Consider the following 16,006-nt stretch of genomic DNA (forward strand, 5'->3'; position numbering starts at 1 on the left):
AGAACGCGATACTAGGGTTTCAGGGCGAAGCGCAGCTGGTGTTCCCGGCGCGACTGGATGCGCTGGCGCCGCGCCTCGTCCCAGCGGTAAAAGCCTTGCCCGCTGCGGGCGCCGGTGTCGCCTTGCGCCACTTTCTCCGCCACCAGCGACATCATCTCCGTACCTCTGGCCAGCTCTGGCAGCAGGTGCTGGCAGATATCCTGGACCGTCGCCAGGCCGGTCATGTCCGCCGCCTCCAGCGGGCCGACCATCGCATAGCGACGGCCCAGCGAGGCGCGCATCACCTGGTCCACCACCTCCGGGGAAGCGATGCCGCTGTGGACGATGTGCAGCGCTTCGCGCAGCAGGGCGAACTGCAGTCGGTTGCCGACAAAGCCCGGCGCGGCGCGGTTGAGCACCACCGCTTCCAGCGCGCAGCCGGCGCAAAAGTCGCTTACCTGGCGCGCCAGATGGGGCAGCGTGGCGCTCCCGGGCACCACTTCCACCAGCGGGATCAGGTGCGGCGGATGCCAGAAATGGGCGATCAGCAGGCGTTCCGGAAGGCGCATGCCCTGCGCCAGCCGATCCGGCGGCAGGCCGCTGGTGTTGCTGGCGATAATCGCCTCGTCGGCGATCAGCGTTTCCAGTTCGGCATACAGGGCGTGCTTCAGCGCCAGCCGTTCGGGGATCGCTTCAATCAGCAGCGTGGCATCGGCCAGCGCCTGCAGCGCCGGGGTGGGGATTAAACGGCTCAGCACGGCGTCGCGGTCGGCGGGATCCTGCTGACCGCTCGCCTCCAGCTCGCGCAGGATCGCCCCGGCCACCGTGGGCACCTCGGCAAGACGTTGCGGATCGGTGTCATACAGGCGGACGGCGTGACCGTGACGGGCGAAATGACAGGCGATGCCGACGCCCATCAGTCCCGCGCCGAGTACCGCCAGACGTGGTGTAAACATAGTGGCTCCTGTTAACGTTGAAGGGTCATGGCGATGCCCTGGCCGCCGCCGACGCACAGGGTGGCCAGCCCTTTACCGGCGCCCCGGCGCTGCATCTCATGCACCAGGCTGACGAGGATCCGGCAGCCGGAGGCGCCGATGGGATGGCCCAGGGCGATGGCGCCGCCGTTGACGTTGACCTTCTCGCTGTCCCATTCGAGCAGCTGACCGACGGCCAGCGCCTGGACGGCAAAGGCCTCGTTGGCTTCGATAAGATCCACCTCGTCCAGCGTCCAGCCGGCGCGCTGCAGCGCTTTGCGGCAGGCGCTCACCGGGCCGATGCCCATCACCGACGGGTCGACCCCGGCGACCGCCGCGCTGACGATGCGCGCCAGCACCGGCAGCCCAAGCTCGCGCGCTTTATCGACGCTCATCAGCAGGACCGCCGCGGCGCCGTCGTTCAGGGATGAGGCATTCCCGGCGGTGACGCTGCCGTCAGCCGGGCGAAACGCCGGGCGCAGCTGGGCCAGCTGCTGCTCGCTGGTCTCCGGGCGCGGTTGTTCATCGTCGGTCACGACACGCGGCGGCTTTTTGCCCTGCGGAACGCTGACCGGGACGATCTCCTCGCGAAAGCGTCCGGCGGCGATAGCGGCCGCCGCTTTGCGCTGGGAGCTGGCGGCGAAGGCGTCCTGGCGCTCGCGGCTGATATCGAAGGCATCGGCGAGGTTCTCGGCGGTAATGCCCATGTGGTAGTCGTTAAAGGCGTCCCACAGGCCGTCCTGGATCATGCTGTCCTGCAGGCTGGCGTGGCCGAAACGCAGGCCGTCGCGGGCGCCGTGCATCAGATAGGGAGCATTGCTCATGCTCTCCTGGCCGCCGGCGATAACGATCCCGGCGTCGCCGCAGCGGATCGCCTGCACCGCCTGCTGAACCGCTTTCAACCCGGAGCCGCACACCAGATTGACGGTGACCGCCGGGGTGTCCACCGGCAGGCCGGCCCGCAGCGCGGTCTGGCGCGCCGGGTTCTGCCCGCAGCCGGCGGTGAGCACCTGGCCGAAAATCAGTTCATCGACCGCCGCGGCGGGCAGCTGGCAGCGTTCAAGCAGGCTGCGCACCACCGTCGCGCCGAGGTCGACGGCGGAAAGCGGGGCGAAGGCGCCGCGAAAGCTGCCGACCGGGGTGCGTACTGCAGCAACAATGGCAATATCGGTCATGGTCTCTCCTTAGCTGAAGCGCATTTCGCGCACGTCGTCGGCGACGATCAGCCGTCCCGCTGTTTTACGCATCACCTCGTCGGGGCTGACCCCCGGAGCCACTTCGCGCAGGACAAACGCCCCGTCGACAATGTCCAGCAGGGCCAGGTCGGTGAGCACCCGGCGAATGCAGCCCACGCCGGTGAGCGGCAGGGTGCACTGCGGCAGCAGTTTGGATTCGCCGTTCTTTGAGGCGTGGGTCATGACCGCGATGATGTTCTGCGCGCCGGCCACCAGGTCCATGGCGCCGCCCATCCCCTTAACCATTTTCCCTGGGATCATCCACGAGGCGATATTCCCCGCGACGTCGACCTCAAAGGCGCCAAGAACCGTAAGATCGACGTGGCCGCCGCGGATCATGGCGAACGACTGGGCGGAATCGAAGATCGCCGCCCCGGTTTGCGCGGTGACGGTCTGTTTGCCGGCGTTAATCATGTCGGCGTCGATGGTTTCCTCATCGGGAAATTCGCCCATCCCCAGCAGGCCGTTCTCCGACTGGAGCATCACTTCAATACCGGCGGGGATATAGTTGGCCACCAGCGTCGGGATACCGATCCCGAGGTTGACGTAGTCGCCGTCGCGCAGCTCCTGGGCGACGCGCATCGCCATTTGTTCACGGGTTAGCATCTCAGTGCCCTCCGCCGCGCAGGGTGCGCTGTTCAATACGTTTTTCGAATTGCCCGACGATCAGCCGGTCGACATAGATCCCCGGGGTGTGAATGGCGGAGGGCGGCAGTTCGCCCGGCGGCACGATCTCTTCCACCTCCACCACCGTAATGCGCCCGGCGGTGGCCATCAGCGGGTTGAAATTCTGCGCGGTGTGGCGGTAAACCACGTTGCCGTACCAGTCAGCTTTCCAGCCCTTCACGAGGGCGAAATCGCCGCGAATGGCCTGTTCGAGAATGTAATTTTTACCGTCGAACTGGCGCACCTCTTTGCCTTCGGCGACCGGGGTGCCATAGCCGGTAGCGGTGTAAAAGCCGGGGATCCCGGCGCCGCCGGCGCGGATTTTTTCCGCCAGCGTTCCCTGCGGGGTGAGCTCTACCGCCAGCTCGCCGCTCAGCACCAGCTGTTCAAACAGCGCGTTTTCCCCGACGTAAGAGGCCACCACTTTGCTGACCTGGCGCGATTCCAGCAGCATGCCGAGACCGAAGCCGTCGACGCCGCAGTTGTTGGAAACCACCGTCAACCCCTCCACCTGGCGGCGCTTCACTTCGGCGATCAAATTTTCGGGTATACCGCACAGGCCGAAGCCGCCGGCGAGCAGCGTCATGCCGTCCGTTAACCCTTCCAGCGCCGCTTCGTAGCTGGCGACGCGTTTATCCAGTCCTGCCATCTTGTCTCTCCTGCCTTGCGATAGCCTTATCATTGGCGCTGGCGACTGATTTGATAATTTTGAATTTGTGACCCACTCATTTGGAAATTTTATTAATTTCCTGTTAACTAATTTCTTTCAATTAGTTAACAGGATGAAAAATGAGAATGAGTGTCAAACAGTTACGCGCGTTTTTAGCGGTAGCTCACACTCTCAATTTCGCCCACGCCAGCGAAAGGCTGAATCTGTCGCAGCCAGCTCTCAGCCTGACCATCAAAGGGTTGGAGGAGGCGCTGGGGGGCGCCTTGCTGCAGCGCAGCACCCGCAAAGTGACCCTCACCCAGGAGGGGGAACTCTTTCTGCCGATGGCCCGTCAGCTGCTGGCCGACTGGGATAACGTCGAGGAGGCGATGCGTCAGAGCTTTACCCTGCAGCGGGGCAAAATCTCGGTCGCCGCGATGCCGTCGTTCGCCGCCAACGTTCTGCCGGAGGCGCTGAAAGCCTTCCGCGACCGCTATGCCGGGGTGAACGTCACGGTGCATGACGTGATAAATGAGCAGGTGATCGAGATGGTGCGCGAGGGGCGGGTGGAAATGGGTATCGCTTTCGAGCCATCGCCCAGCCACAACCTGCTGTTTACCCCGCTGGCGGTGGACCGCTTCGTGGCGATCGTTCCCCGGCAATCGCCGCTGGCGAAGAAAAAAAAGCTCACCTGGCAGGAGCTGTTAACCCTCGACTTTATTACCCTCCAGCGCCCTTCGGCGGTGCGCCTGATGCTGGAGGAGGCGCTGGCGCGCAGCGGGCGTCAGCTGGACGTGGCCCTGGAGAGCCATCAGCTGGTGACGGTGGGGAGAATGGTGGCCAGCGGGCTGGGGGGCAGCGCGGTGCCAGCGCTATGCAAAACGCAGATGGCCTCGCTGGGGGCGGTGTGCATTCCGCTTAGCGATCCGCCGATTGAAAAGTGCGTTGGGGCGATTTATGCCGGACATCTGCCGCTGTCGAAGGCGGCGCAGGCGCTGCTGGATACGCTGAAAGGGTATTTACCCAGCTGAGGGGGCGGGAGGCAAAAAAAACCGGCCCGCGGGCCGGTTTGATAATCAGATTTTGCAGGCGTCGCCGCAATCGTCATCGGCAACGATCGCCTGGGCTTTTTTGTCCGCTTCTTCCAGACGCTCCGCGTTGCGCTCTTCCGCTTCATCCAGGCCGCTGAAGACCAGGTTGTCGAGATCAATTTCCATAAGTTACCTATCGTTGCTGATTTTGGATCAGCGTCAAGTATAGGGTAAAACCGCCCGCGGATGTACCCGCGCTTCGCGCCGAACGCACAGAGCGTTAAGTCGCTGGGCGGCGGGCATCACCTACCATAATTAATCGTTGACAGGATGGCGTTAATTTTAATTATCGTCGGCAGAACAATTTCCTGCCGCAATATTAAATGAAAGGACAACGAAGGTGTAATTAAGCGTTGACGAATATCTTTTATGTTAATATGGCCGCGATTATGGATGAATCTATGGATCTTAATCAATGGGACATACTGTTGCAGGCGCCATCAAAGAATGGCGTAAACATAATAAAGTGATCGGTCAGGTCAAAATAAACTATAAAAAAATTTTACGAAAATGCAGAGAGCTCTCGCTCGCAGGAGGTAAGTACAGAGAATATCAAGGACTTTGCGCCAAATATCAGTGCGCGCGGTTGACCGCCGTAACCCAGGGGCTGGTGCCTTTCGAGGATAAACCCTTTAAGGCCTATCTTAATAAACGGATGTCAAAACGGCGCAAGCTGGATATTGCCCACGGTTCGCTGAATTTTATCGAGAAAACATTTCAGCCGGATGTGCTGCCGCAGCTCTATACCGTGGCGGATTTTGGCCGGGCGATGTTTGCTATCCCTTTGAAAAATGGCGATAAGCTTGACGTTAAGCTGCTGGCGTCGCCGTTTCAGGAGGAGGGTGAACTGATGCTGCAGCTGTTTCTCGGCGACCGTCGCGTCTATAGCGTCTGTTTTTCCTGTACCGACGATGGCCGCGCCTATATCGGCGGTATTCAGGGCGGAAAAGATATCACCAACGAAGAGGTGAAGGCGCTGACCAAAGAGCTGCATGGCGCGCGGCCGAAAAATATCATCATGAGCGTGCTGTATGGTTTCTTAGGCTATTTCAACATCACCACGGTCTACGCGATCGATTCCGATTACCACGTGAAAAGCGATCTGCTGAAAGCCAGTTACTCATCGCTGTGGCTGGAAATGGGCGGTGAGAAACAGGCTCGCGGCTGGTATAAACTGCCGGCGCAAGAGATCAAAAAAAGTATTGAAGAGGTGAAGAGTAAACACCGCAGCCAGTTTATTAAGCGCGAAGGCATTAAAGAGCTGATTCAGCTCGATATGGCCAACGCCCTGCGGCAAATCACCTTGCGTTCGCGGGTGAATTAACGCCTCTTATACGTCAGGCGGACAGCAGGGGGCTGTTGTCCGCCTGACGATATCCTCTCTTTACTGGCCGCTTTCGCCGACCGGCGGCGACGCGGAGGCGGCGAGCAGCGGGGCGCTACGCCACCACACCATCAGCGCGACCAGCGCGATAACGCTCAGCACCCCGAAGGCGGTGGCAAAGGAGTAGCGTCCGGCGATAGCGCCGGTTAACGCCGGACTCATTGCCGCCCCGGCCCCCTGCATCAGCATCACCACGCTCTGTCCGGCGTTGACGTGCCCGCTGCCGCGCAGCAGCGAGACGATAAAGCTGGGCACCGCCACCCCCAAAATCCCTGCCGCCAGACCATCAAGAATTTGCACCGGGACCATCATCGCCGGGGCGTCGCTGGAGGCCGCCAGCGCCGCGCGGATGGGCATGATCAGCAGCGCCAGCAGAATGCATCGCCAGTAACCATATTTCTCGATGCTGCCGGCGACCCGAATGGCCACCGGGATCATCACCGCCTGCGAAATAATTACCGTGGCGGCGGCAAACAGCCCCGGATTGAGGTGTCCCGGCGCGGCGGCGATCCGCATGCTCAGCATCGGCAACAGCGCGGCGTTGGCGAGATGGAACAGCATCAGGGTCACGCCGGCGATCAGCAGCGGCGTATGGCGGAACAGGATGGCAAACCCAGGCAGCGCGGGCGGGACGGCCGACTCGAGGCCGCGGGCGGCGTCATCGTCGATATCGCTGCCGCGGATCGCCAGCAGGGCGATGAGGGTGAACAGGGTGGTACCGGCCATCAGAATGAAAATACCGCCGATCCCCCAGTACCAGGCGATGGCCCCGGCAATCAGCGCGGTGAAGAAATTCCCCGCGTGGTTGAAGGCTTCGTTTTTGCCCATCTGGGCGCTAAAGCCGCGCTGTCGGGTCAGCCCAAGGGTGATCCCGGCGATTAACGGTCCGACAAAGGCCGCGCAGATCCCGCTGGCGACTTGCGAAAGCGCCACCACGCTGGTCTTCTGACTGAACCAGAGCAGCAGGGTGGTCAGGGTTATCACCAGGCAGACCACGGCCAGCAGCACGCGCTTATGCCGCGAGGTGTCGGTGATGAAGCCGGCGGGCAGGGTCGCCAGCAGGCCAGCAACGCCGCCGATGGTCATCAACAGGCCGATATCCTCCGCCTGCCAGTGACGCTGGGTGAGAAAGATCCCCAGAAACGGCCCGAGGCCGTCGCGAACGTCGGCGATAAAGAAGCTGGTCAAACATAAAGCCCGCAGTGAACGAAGCGACATTTTCTACCTTTAGCATGAGCGATCCGCGGATCAGCGGCGGACCAGGGCGGTCATGGCGTGCGCCACGGATAATGGTCGGGATCGGACCCGGCAGAGAGCGTCATCCTTTATCGCACCGTTCGATGAAAGCAAAATGTCCCGCTGTCTTCGGGTAACGTGGCAATGCAACATACCTGCTCGTCGCGGCTTCCGCTAGAGGTCTACGAAAGTTCTGTAACGGGGCAACCGCGCCGCAGCCTGCGCCGCGGGGCTATCAGCGTTCGTCTGCTTTAACGATCTGCAGCGCGGCGGGATTCGCCACGCTGCCGCTGGCGGTGACGAACCCCGGATGGACGGCCTCGCCGCTGACGCTGTCCACCAGCGCAATATGCGGCGCGCTGTGCAGCACCTGCTGGTGGCCCCATTCCATCAGGGCGAACAGCACCAGCGCCAGGCTACGGCTTTTATCGGTGAGAACATATTCATAGCGCTCGCGAGCCCCCGCTTCCCGGTAGGGGACTTTGCGGAGCAATCCCATTTCGGTCATCGTTTTCAACCGGGTGGTGAGCGTCTGGCGGGTGATATGGGTATGCGTCTGCATCGTTTCAAAGCGCGTCACACCGTAAAACGCCTCGCGGAGGATCAGCAGCACCCAGCGGTCGCCGAGTATTTTGGCTCCTTCCGCCAGGCCGCACAGCTCCGGATCGAGGTAGGGCAGTGATTTATTTTTTGACATCGCGAGATTGACCTTCTACTCTGAGTTTGAATTTTAGACTTAGCTGCGAAGGAGCATAGCGTGCCATTTGTTAACGTGCAAACCATTAAAGGGATCATGACCGCGGAACAGAAAAGTGAGCTGCTGCGGCGGATGACCGATCTGCTGGTGGAGATTGAGGGGCAGGGCGATCCGCAGTTCCGCCAGTCGGTATGGATCCGCATTGATGAACATGACCCGGAACAGTGGAGCCTGGGGGGCGTTCAGCCGACGGCCGCGATGATTGCGGCTAAATTCGCCGCGGCGCGGCGCGACTGATCCCCTGAATAAACCGGGCTGTGAAGCCCGGCCCGGCGATCTGGCGCAGAAGAGGAGTCAGATCGCCGGGTAATATTGCTATTCGCTATGGTGCAAAAGCGTATTTTGCGGCTAAGGTAACGGTCAGGGAACCCAACAAACAGGGCGCGATGCCAGACGGCCAGCCTGGCGCCACTCTCACACCGGTGAAAACAACGGATGTCTACAGAACAGATGCTGCCGCTGGCGGCGCAGAATAAAAATATCATCCGCCTGGCCGCCGCTCAGGCGCTGGCCGGCGCCAACTCGGTGGTGTTCTACGCCACCGGCGCTATCGTCGGCAATACCCTCGCCCCCAGCCCGTCGCTGGCCACGCTGCCGATCACCCTGTTTGTGCTGGGGATGGCGGCCTCTATTTTGCCTTTCGGCGCGCTGGCGCGAAAGCGGGGCCGCAAAGCCGCGTTTATGGCCGGTACCGGCGCCGGGGTGGTCACCGGTCTGGCGGCCGCTCTGGCGGTGGTGCTGGGCTCTTTTCTGCTGTTTTGCTTCGCCGCGATGCTCGGCGGCGCCTATGCCGCGGTGGCGCTCAGTTTTCGCTTTGCCGCCACCGACGGCGTCGCTCCGGAACGTCGCGCCCGCGCGCTGTCGCTGGTGATGGGCGGCGGCGTGGCCGCCGGGATCATTGGCCCGATGTTGGTCACCGGCACCATGCACCTCTGGCCGACCCATACCTTCGCCTTCACCTTTCTCGCTCAGGCGCTGGTGGCGGCGCTCGCCGCCATTCTGCTGGCAGGCGTGACGTCGGCAGAGCCCGCGGCGGCCAGCGTGCGCGGAGGGCGGCCGCTGCGCGAGATTATCCGCCAGCCGGGCTTCGCCACCACGGTGTTCAGCGGGGCGGTGGCCTATATGGTGATGAATTTTCTGATGACCGCCGCGCCGCTCTCCATGCATATGCACGGTCTTTCCCAGCAGGCCGCCAACCTCGGGATCCAGTGGCATGTGATGGCGATGTACGGCCCGGGATTTGTCACCGGCCGGTTGATCCAGCGCTTCGGCGCCGTGCGCATGGCGGCGGCGGGATTGCTGATCACCGGCGCGTCGGTGGCGGTCGGTCTCAGCGGCGTCGGGGTATATCATTACTGGCTGTCGCTGATTTTGCTCGGCATCGGCTGGAACTTTGGCTTCACCGGCGCCTCGGCGAAAATCATCGATTTCCACCGCCCGGAAGAGAAGACCCAGGTGCAGTCGCTCAACGATTTTCTGGTCTTCGGCGTGATGATCGTGGGTTCGTTTTCGTCCGGCGTTCTGCTCAACGCCTTCGGCTGGAACGCGGTGCTGTGGGGCTCCCTGGTGCCGGTGGGGCTGGCGCTGTTCACCCTGCCGCTGCGCCCCTTATCGCCACCCCACGCTTAGCGCCAGGTCTGCCGCTGCGCGGGCCGTCTTTTTGCGCTTTTCGGCTATGCATTGCTGAAATTCATCTTACCCCGCGCGCGTAAAAACGTCACATACGCTACATGCTGTAGTAATCTCTACAGCATGACAATGCATCTCTTGATCCTTAACCTGACGACGTCTCAAGCCACGCTGCGCATGCGTGTCTGGCGAACCCTGAAGCAGAGCGGGGCGGCGGTCCTGCGCGACGGGGTCTATCTGCTGCCCGATGTGCGCCAGGGCTATGACACCTTCCTCAGTGCCTGCCAGGCGATCCGCGCGGAAGGGGGGACCGGGTATGTTTTTACGATTGAGGCAGCGGAAGAAGAGGCGCTCAGGCCGCTGTTCGATCGCCGCGAACAGTACGACGCGCTGTTGCAGGATCTGCAGGCGCTGCAGGGGGCGGTATCCGCCGACGGACTGGCGGTTCAGCTGAAGCAGCTGCGTAAAATTCAGCGTGACTACCGGCGGATCGAGGCGATTGATTTCTTTCCGGGGGCCGCCCGGGAGCAAGCCGCTGAGCGACTGGCCACTATCGAGCAGGCAATTAATCAGCGGCTATCGCCGGACGAGCCGCAGTCGGTTGCGGGCGAACTGAGCCTCCTGGACAGAGGCGCCTTCCGCGGCCGGCTGTGGGCCACCCGCCGACGCCCGTGGGTCGATCGTCTGGCCAGCGCCTGGCTTATCCGGCGCTTTATCGACGACGAGGCGCGGTTCCTGTGGCTTTCCGCGCCCGAGGCCTGTCCGGCGACGGCGGTCGGCTTTGATTTTGACAGGGCGCCGTTCAGCCACGTCGGCACGCTGGTTACCTTTGAAGTACTGGTCCGGCGCTTTGCGCTGGAAGCGGTGATCCCCGACAGCCTGGGGCAGCTTATCCACTTCCTGGACGTCGGTGGGGTACCGACCCCGGAGGCGGCGGGAGTGGAGAGTGTGCTTGCAGGGCTGCGGGAAACCATTACGGACGATGACCAACTGCTGGCGACAGCCTGCTCGCTGTTCGACGGCTTACTGAAGTCCTGTGAAATGAGGTCTGGCAATCATGAGCAAAACGGTCGTTCTTCCGCAGAGTGACAGTCCTTCCTTCGTCGCCTCCGTCTCCTTCTGGCAGGCATTTCGCTTCTGGCTGAAGCTCGGCTTTATCAGCTTCGGCGGGCCTGCCGGGCAGATCGCCATGATGCACCAGGAGCTGGTGGATAACCGCCGCTGGATCTCGGAAGGACGATTCCTGCACGCGCTCAACTTTTGTATGGTCCTGCCCGGCCCGGAGGCGCAGCAGCTGGCGACCTATATCGGCTGGCTGATGCATAAAACCTGGGGAGGCGTCATCGCCGGGGTGCTGTTTATTTTGCCCTCGCTGGCGTTACTCATCGCGCTGGCGTGGATCTACCTCGTCTGGGGGGATGTCGCGGTGGTGGCGGGGATTTTTTATGGCATCAAACCCGCCGTGGCGGCGATCGTGCTGCAGGCGGCGCACCGCATCGGCTCGCGGGCGCTGAAAAATGGCGCCTACTGGGCCATCGCCGCCGCTGCCTTTGTCGCTATTTTTGCGCTGAACGTTCCTTTTCCGCTGATCGTCCTGACCGCGGCGATCGTCGGGTTTATCGGCGGACGGATGGCGCCGGCGACATTCGGCAAAGCGGACGCCCACCGTGCGCAGAGTCACCCCGGCGGGGCCGCCATCATTGATGACGCGACGCCGATCCCGGCCCATGCCATTTTCAGCTGGCGGCGTACCGCCCAGGTACTGATCGCCGGGATGCTGCTGTGGCTGGTGCCGATGGCCGCCCTGACGCTAATGCTGGGCTGGGCGCATCCGCTGACCCAGATGAGCTGGTTCTTTACCAAAGCCGCCCTGATGACCTTTGGCGGTGCATATGCCGTCCTGCCTTACGTTTACCAGGGGGCGGTGACCCACTATGGCTGGCTGACCGCAGGGCAGATGATGGACGGCCTCGCCCTTGGGGAATCCACCCCCGGGCCGTTGATCATGGTGGTGACCTTTGTCGGGTTTGTCGGCGGCTACACCAAAGCGGTATTGGGCGTTGATGATGTACTGCTGGGGGGCATCGCGGCGGCGTGTCTGGTGACATGGTTTACCTTTTTGCCCTCGTTTATCTTTATTCTCGCCGGCGGGCCGTTTATTGAAACCACGCATAATAAAGTGGGATTTACCGCGCCGTTGACCGCCATTACCGCCGCGGTGGTGGGCGTTATCCTGAATCTGGCGCTGTTTTTTATCTGGCATAGCGTCTGGGGACCGTCCGGTTTCGACCCATGGTCTGCGGCCATTGCTCTCGCCGCCGCCGGGCTGCTGTTTCGCTATAAGTGGAAGCTGACCTGGGTGCTGGCCGCCGCCGCCGCGGTGGGCCTTATCGTCCATATGGCGGGACTGTCCGGCGCAGGATAAGGTCGGCGTCGGGCTGAGATAGACCTGGATAGATGGGGGAGTGGGGAAGGAGGCCAGTGCCTGTGCAGGCCCTGGCCGGATGGGGAGCACTTATTTATCTACGGGAGGCTCCACCGCGAGATGCAATTGACAATATTGTTCAACTCCTTCTTTAAGCATCTTAATAATCATTAGCAGCATGGGTAAGTACGGAACGAACTTAACAAGCAGTGAGCCCGTAGTTCCGTCAAGCAGCGCCAGCGCGGCATCCACTTTCTTTTTCCATGTTTTGTTATATTCCACGCAAAAATTCTTTATATCGGCTGGCTGCGTTGAACGGGCAATCTGTTCGAGTTCTTCGATGGCGTTGAGTGCCGCTTTTATTTTCTCAATATCAGTTTGTTGTGTCATGTTAGCCTCGTAGTAACAGGAGAAAGAGGATTAACTCATTTTTACTTCCAGGTTTGTGGCTTAAAGAAAAGCCACGGTAAGGTGTAATCGTACAGCGCTTTCACCGGCATTACGGATAAGTGGAAATGCTTATCGTGCGGGCTGGCGCCATGGTAATCGCGCCATACCCATGGCTGGACAGAAGCGCTAATAATATGTTTGTTCCAGATAATGTATTTAATTCGTTTGTCTTTGCTGTCGACCAGTGCATTGACAATCGCCTGAGCATCACACCCCTGTGCGGGATCGTGCGTAATATCGATAGCCGTAACCACACCAATATTTCCATCCAACACCTGCCGAGTTGGTGTGGGCATGATGTTCATCACCAATGGTGCCATCGCTGGCCTTATTGCGGTGCGGAGCATATTGATTTATCTGATCTCTGAGTATCAGCAAACTCTTTGCGACACGCCATACCATGTTAGTTACCCTCCGGATTGAAACAGGGGTTTGAGCTGACCGGTTCTGCGCCAGGAACCATGTCCTGATAAACCGGAGATGGGGGGAGAGGATCGACTACTGCATCCGCTTTCACGCTGTTGACTTGTTGCTTCTTCAGGTTCTTCACTTGCAAAAGATAATTAAGGATAGCGTTCCAGAACGCAGACCCGCCGCTCGCCATCAAGCCAATACATAATGTCATCAGATCCGGGTGTTTAAAGGCCGAAAAACTGCCGGCGACGAAAGGTTGCGTCAAAAACGCCGTCACAATTCCGGCCACCACCGCTAATAGCTGCAGGGCAGATTTGCGTTTTCCTTCTATGACGGGATACTGCTTTTCCAGATTAAGCCAGGGAAAATACCCTTTAATAATCTCTACCACTCTTTCCGAGGCGATACTAATGGCGATCAGCATCGTAATGATGTTTTCAAGTTGCGAAGAAATGGCATCGCTCATATCACCCTCACTATTTCTGTGTTGAATAAAAATAAATGACAACGTTTTTAACAAGTGTTTACTGCACAGGAATAATTCCTGGCGGGTAAGTTTCACGGTCATTTTTTATTGTTCAGGTAGGCAAGGGGCAAGTGATAGTTTAATGATCGCGAATAATAAACTATTTGCCAGTACCTGCCAGAAATGACAATTTAACTCGAGAGCAATATTGAACCGTGAATTTAACCCGCGATAATAAATTTATCGTCGCTTTTTTGATGAGTATAACGGAGGAAACAGAGACGCCACTCATTCATATGAATGAGTGGCGTAAAAAAACTCGCCGTGCGGGCAGGGGGAAGAGAAACGGGCCCGCTCCGCGTTAGCCTGCACGCGGAGCGGGGCGATCAGGTCGCGGGAGTTTCGCGGGTGGCCCGCGCCAGCGGGTTGCTGTCCAGTTCCAGCTGGTCGCGCAGCGCCCAGCCGCGCAGCTTGCCGGGGTTAAGCAATCCCGCCGGGTCGAGAGATTGTTTCACCGCCACCACGTCAGGGCGAATCACCCCTTGTTTGCCGTCCTCAACCTGCAGCACGTGGGGGTTGTTAATTTTGACGTCGTTATCGCGAAATATCTGCATGATCGCGTTGAGACGTTCGGGCGTGGTATAGCGCACCAGCTGCAGACCGCTGGCGGTGAGGTTGCCTTCGATATCGCGCAGAAATTCAATATGAGACATCACCTCCCCGGCGAAATGCTGTTCCATCTGTAAAATTTGCTGCGGATAGCGCTGCGGATCAAACGCGGTCTGCAGATAGGTCAGCGTATTGTCCACCTTGAGCGCATGCAGAGTGGTGTGGTTCCAGCAGTATTCCATTAACGAGCCATTGCGCGCCCGGGCCTCATCGCTGGCCTGGCGGATGGCGTTGGCCCCGCGATGGCGCTGTAACAGGCTGGCGCACACGCCTTCGCTCTCTTCGGCGATCAGGCTGATAACCGCATGCTGCCCGGCGCGGTAACGATCGTTGAGGTGGCTAAAATAGTTAGCGATCGGGGTGGCCAGCAGCGCGACCTGGCGCTTCACCAGCCCCGGCGAGCGGACGCAGGCGTTGGCATAGTTCAGGGCATCGGCGAAATCGTCAAACACGTCCAGGCGTTCTATCCACTGGTGCGCGGGAGCCAGCGCCAGCTCAACCTCAAGAATGATGCCGTTGGTGCCGTAGGCATGATGCAGCAGCAGCGCTTCGGGTGCCGGGACGGTCAGTACGCGAGGGACCGGCTCGACGGTCATCACTTTGACGCTGAGCACATTGCCGGGCGCCGCCAGCGGCCCATAGTTGATGGAGCCGATGCCGCCGAACCCGCCGCCGTAAAGGCCGCCCAGGCTCGCCAGGCGGTAGGTCGACGGCATACAGCGCAGCTCCCAGCCCGTCGGGCGGGCGGCGGTTTCGATGTCCGCCAGGCGAATGCCGGCCTGAGCCCTCACCGTGCCGTTGCCGAGGGCGACGATCTGGTTGAGCCCGGTCATATCCACCAGCATCCCTCCTTCGAGAGGGACCAGCTGTCCATAGTTGCCGGTGGCGCTGCCGCGCAAGGTCAGCGGCAGCTGATGCTGCGCGCAGGCGGCGACCAGCTGGCGCAGCTCCTCTTCATCGCGCGGGCGAACCACCGCGTCCGCCTGTTTTCCCGCCAGCTGCTCGGCGAGTACCGGACTGAACCAGTGAAAATCGCGGGAAAGCCGTTTGAGTTTCGCCGGCTGCAGGGTCCACTCCAGCGCCGGGAGTGCCTGCTGGATCGCCGCGACCGCTTGTTGACGCTGTTCATCAGTCATCATTCTTTTTCCTGTTCGTCAGCAAAACATTAATGAGATTGCACGGCTTCGCTTTCATGCCAGGCGCTGAGCGCCCGGCGCGAGACCCAGGACATCACGCCGAACAGCGCGATCCCGGCGAGAGAGATCAGCAGCAGCGCGGCAAACATCAGCGGGATATCCAGCTGGTAGCCGGCCTGCAGGATCTGATAGGCCAGCCCGGTATTGGTCCCGCCAGTGCCGGCGACAAACTCCGCCACCACCGCGCCAATCAGCGACAGCCCGCTGGAAATACGCAGCGCGCCGAAGAAATAGGGCAGCGCCGAGGGGATACGCAGCCGCACCAGCGTTTGCCAGCGGCTGGCGTGATTGAGGCGGAAATAGCTCAGCAGGCCGGGGGAGACGCTGCGCAGTCCCTGGGTGGTATTGGAGATGATAGGGAAGACCGCCATCAGGGTGGCGCACACCACCAGCGAGAGGGTGGCGTCCTTTACCCAGATGATGATCAGCGGGGCGATGGCGACGATCGGCGTCACCTGCAAAAACACGATGTAGGGAAACAGGGCGGTCTCCACAAAGCGGTTCTGCACCAGGATAAACGCCACGGCGGCGCCGATGACAATCGACAGCAGAAACGAGATCAGGGTGATCTTGAGGGTGAACAGCAGCGCCAGCAGCAGCGGCGTGAGATGCGTCCACAGGCTGTCCAGCATCACCAGCGGCGACGGCACCAGAAAAGCCGGGATGCGGAAATAGCTTACCGCGCCCTGCCAGAGGAGCACCACCGCCACCGCGACGAGGGTCGGATAGAGAATTTTGAGAAAACGCGGATGCTGGATCCACGGCGTTGAGGTTGTGGTCTTCATA

Annotated in this window: 18 protein-coding genes; 6 read left to right on the plus strand and 12 right to left on the minus strand. The window is 60.7% G+C overall.

Annotated elements, in window-relative coordinates:
* Positions 1 to 11 precede the first annotated feature (11 nt).
* The 4 genes from ABLV04_RS10490 to ABLV04_RS10505 are packed head-to-tail and all read right to left on the minus strand — an operon-like array spanning position 12 to position 3,503.
* The gene (locus ABLV04_RS10490) at positions 12 to 935 is read right to left on the minus strand and encodes a 3-hydroxyacyl-CoA dehydrogenase family protein (protein WP_348815685.1); all 924 of its coding nucleotides are present in this window, start codon (positions 933 to 935) and stop codon (positions 12 to 14) included.
* Positions 936 to 946: 11 nt separating this feature from the next.
* Complete coding sequence (locus ABLV04_RS10495) at positions 947 to 2,128, minus strand: acetyl-CoA C-acetyltransferase (RefSeq protein ID WP_180249942.1); 1,182 nt, start codon at positions 2,126 to 2,128, stop codon at positions 947 to 949.
* A gap of 9 nt (positions 2,129 to 2,137) precedes the next feature.
* A complete protein-coding gene (locus ABLV04_RS10500; RefSeq protein WP_048297676.1) occupies positions 2,138 to 2,794 on the minus strand; it encodes a CoA transferase subunit B in 657 nt (218 codons plus the stop codon).
* Between the two features lies 1 nt (position 2,795).
* The gene (locus ABLV04_RS10505) at positions 2,796 to 3,503 is read right to left on the minus strand and encodes a CoA transferase subunit A (RefSeq protein WP_048297675.1); all 708 of its coding nucleotides are present in this window, start codon (positions 3,501 to 3,503) and stop codon (positions 2,796 to 2,798) included.
* A gap of 140 nt (positions 3,504 to 3,643) precedes the next feature.
* Between ABLV04_RS10505 and ABLV04_RS10510 the strand changes: the two genes are divergently transcribed.
* Entirely contained in the window at positions 3,644 to 4,534 is an 891-nt protein-coding gene (locus tag ABLV04_RS10510; RefSeq protein WP_348815688.1) for a LysR family transcriptional regulator, read from the plus strand.
* Between the two features lie 45 nt (positions 4,535 to 4,579).
* On the opposite strand, the gene ABLV04_RS10515 is transcribed toward ABLV04_RS10510, so the two are convergent.
* Positions 4,580 to 4,720: a hypothetical protein gene (locus ABLV04_RS10515; RefSeq protein ID WP_002908189.1), complete on the minus strand. Its 141-nt coding sequence runs from the start codon at positions 4,718 to 4,720 to the stop codon at positions 4,580 to 4,582.
* 289 nt (positions 4,721 to 5,009) lie between these two features.
* Here ABLV04_RS10515 and ABLV04_RS10520 point away from each other — a divergent pair, with 289 nt between their 5' ends.
* Positions 5,010 to 5,918: a DUF535 family protein gene (locus ABLV04_RS10520; protein WP_348815690.1), complete on the plus strand. Its 909-nt coding sequence runs from the start codon at positions 5,010 to 5,012 to the stop codon at positions 5,916 to 5,918.
* A 60-nt stretch (positions 5,919 to 5,978) separates the two neighbouring features.
* On the opposite strand, the gene ABLV04_RS10525 is transcribed toward ABLV04_RS10520, so the two are convergent.
* Both ABLV04_RS10525 and ABLV04_RS10530 read right to left on the minus strand, forming a co-directional pair.
* On the minus strand, positions 5,979 to 7,196 hold the full coding sequence (locus ABLV04_RS10525; protein ID WP_348815692.1) for an MFS transporter: 1,218 nt from the start codon (positions 7,194 to 7,196) through the stop codon (positions 5,979 to 5,981).
* A 253-nt stretch (positions 7,197 to 7,449) separates the two neighbouring features.
* Positions 7,450 to 7,911: a helix-turn-helix domain-containing protein gene (locus ABLV04_RS10530; RefSeq protein WP_023290003.1), complete on the minus strand. Its 462-nt coding sequence runs from the start codon at positions 7,909 to 7,911 to the stop codon at positions 7,450 to 7,452.
* Positions 7,912 to 7,971: 60 nt separating this feature from the next.
* On the opposite strand from ABLV04_RS10530, the gene ABLV04_RS10535 reads away from it, so the two are divergent.
* The 4 genes from ABLV04_RS10535 (at position 7,972) to chrA (ending at position 12,025) form a co-directional block, all read left to right on the plus strand.
* The gene (locus ABLV04_RS10535) at positions 7,972 to 8,208 is read left to right on the plus strand and encodes a tautomerase family protein (RefSeq protein ID WP_004202976.1); all 237 of its coding nucleotides are present in this window, start codon (positions 7,972 to 7,974) and stop codon (positions 8,206 to 8,208) included.
* 198 nt (positions 8,209 to 8,406) lie between these two features.
* Positions 8,407 to 9,600, plus strand: coding sequence for an MFS transporter (locus ABLV04_RS10540; RefSeq protein WP_257394939.1), 1,194 nt, complete (start codon positions 8,407 to 8,409; stop codon positions 9,598 to 9,600).
* Positions 9,601 to 9,729: 129 nt separating this feature from the next.
* Complete coding sequence (locus ABLV04_RS10545) at positions 9,730 to 10,689, plus strand: chromate resistance protein ChrB domain-containing protein (protein WP_180265613.1); 960 nt, start codon at positions 9,730 to 9,732, stop codon at positions 10,687 to 10,689.
* On the plus strand, positions 10,658 to 12,025 hold the full coding sequence (gene chrA / locus ABLV04_RS10550) for a chromate efflux transporter (protein ID WP_180265614.1): 1,368 nt from the start codon (positions 10,658 to 10,660) through the stop codon (positions 12,023 to 12,025). Before ABLV04_RS10545 ends, chrA begins: the two co-directional genes overlap by 32 nt.
* 90 nt (positions 12,026 to 12,115) lie before the next feature.
* On the opposite strand, the gene ABLV04_RS10555 is transcribed toward chrA, so the two are convergent.
* The 5 genes from ABLV04_RS10555 to ABLV04_RS10575 all read right to left on the minus strand — a co-directional run bounded on the left by ABLV04_RS10555 (position 12,116) and on the right by ABLV04_RS10575 (position 16,005).
* A complete protein-coding gene (locus tag ABLV04_RS10555; protein WP_180265615.1) occupies positions 12,116 to 12,415 on the minus strand; it encodes a hypothetical protein in 300 nt (99 codons plus the stop codon).
* 41 nt (positions 12,416 to 12,456) lie between these two features.
* Complete coding sequence (locus ABLV04_RS10560) at positions 12,457 to 12,795, minus strand: hypothetical protein (RefSeq protein ID WP_227666015.1); 339 nt, start codon at positions 12,793 to 12,795, stop codon at positions 12,457 to 12,459.
* Positions 12,796 to 12,878: 83 nt separating this feature from the next.
* Complete coding sequence (locus ABLV04_RS10565) at positions 12,879 to 13,355, minus strand: hypothetical protein (protein WP_048298683.1); 477 nt, start codon at positions 13,353 to 13,355, stop codon at positions 12,879 to 12,881.
* Positions 13,356 to 13,741: 386 nt separating this feature from the next.
* Entirely contained in the window at positions 13,742 to 15,163 is a 1,422-nt protein-coding gene (locus ABLV04_RS10570) for an FAD-binding oxidoreductase (RefSeq protein ID WP_180265616.1), read from the minus strand.
* Positions 15,164 to 15,189: 26 nt separating this feature from the next.
* Positions 15,190 to 16,005, minus strand: coding sequence for an ABC transporter permease (locus ABLV04_RS10575; protein ID WP_023289996.1), 816 nt, complete (start codon positions 16,003 to 16,005; stop codon positions 15,190 to 15,192).
* Position 16,006: the final 1 nt, after the last annotated feature.

Origin of the sequence: Klebsiella sp. JN_Kp127, from assembly GCF_040062505.1 — a bacterium.
Lineage (GTDB): Bacteria > Pseudomonadota > Gammaproteobacteria > Enterobacterales > Enterobacteriaceae > Klebsiella > Klebsiella quasipneumoniae.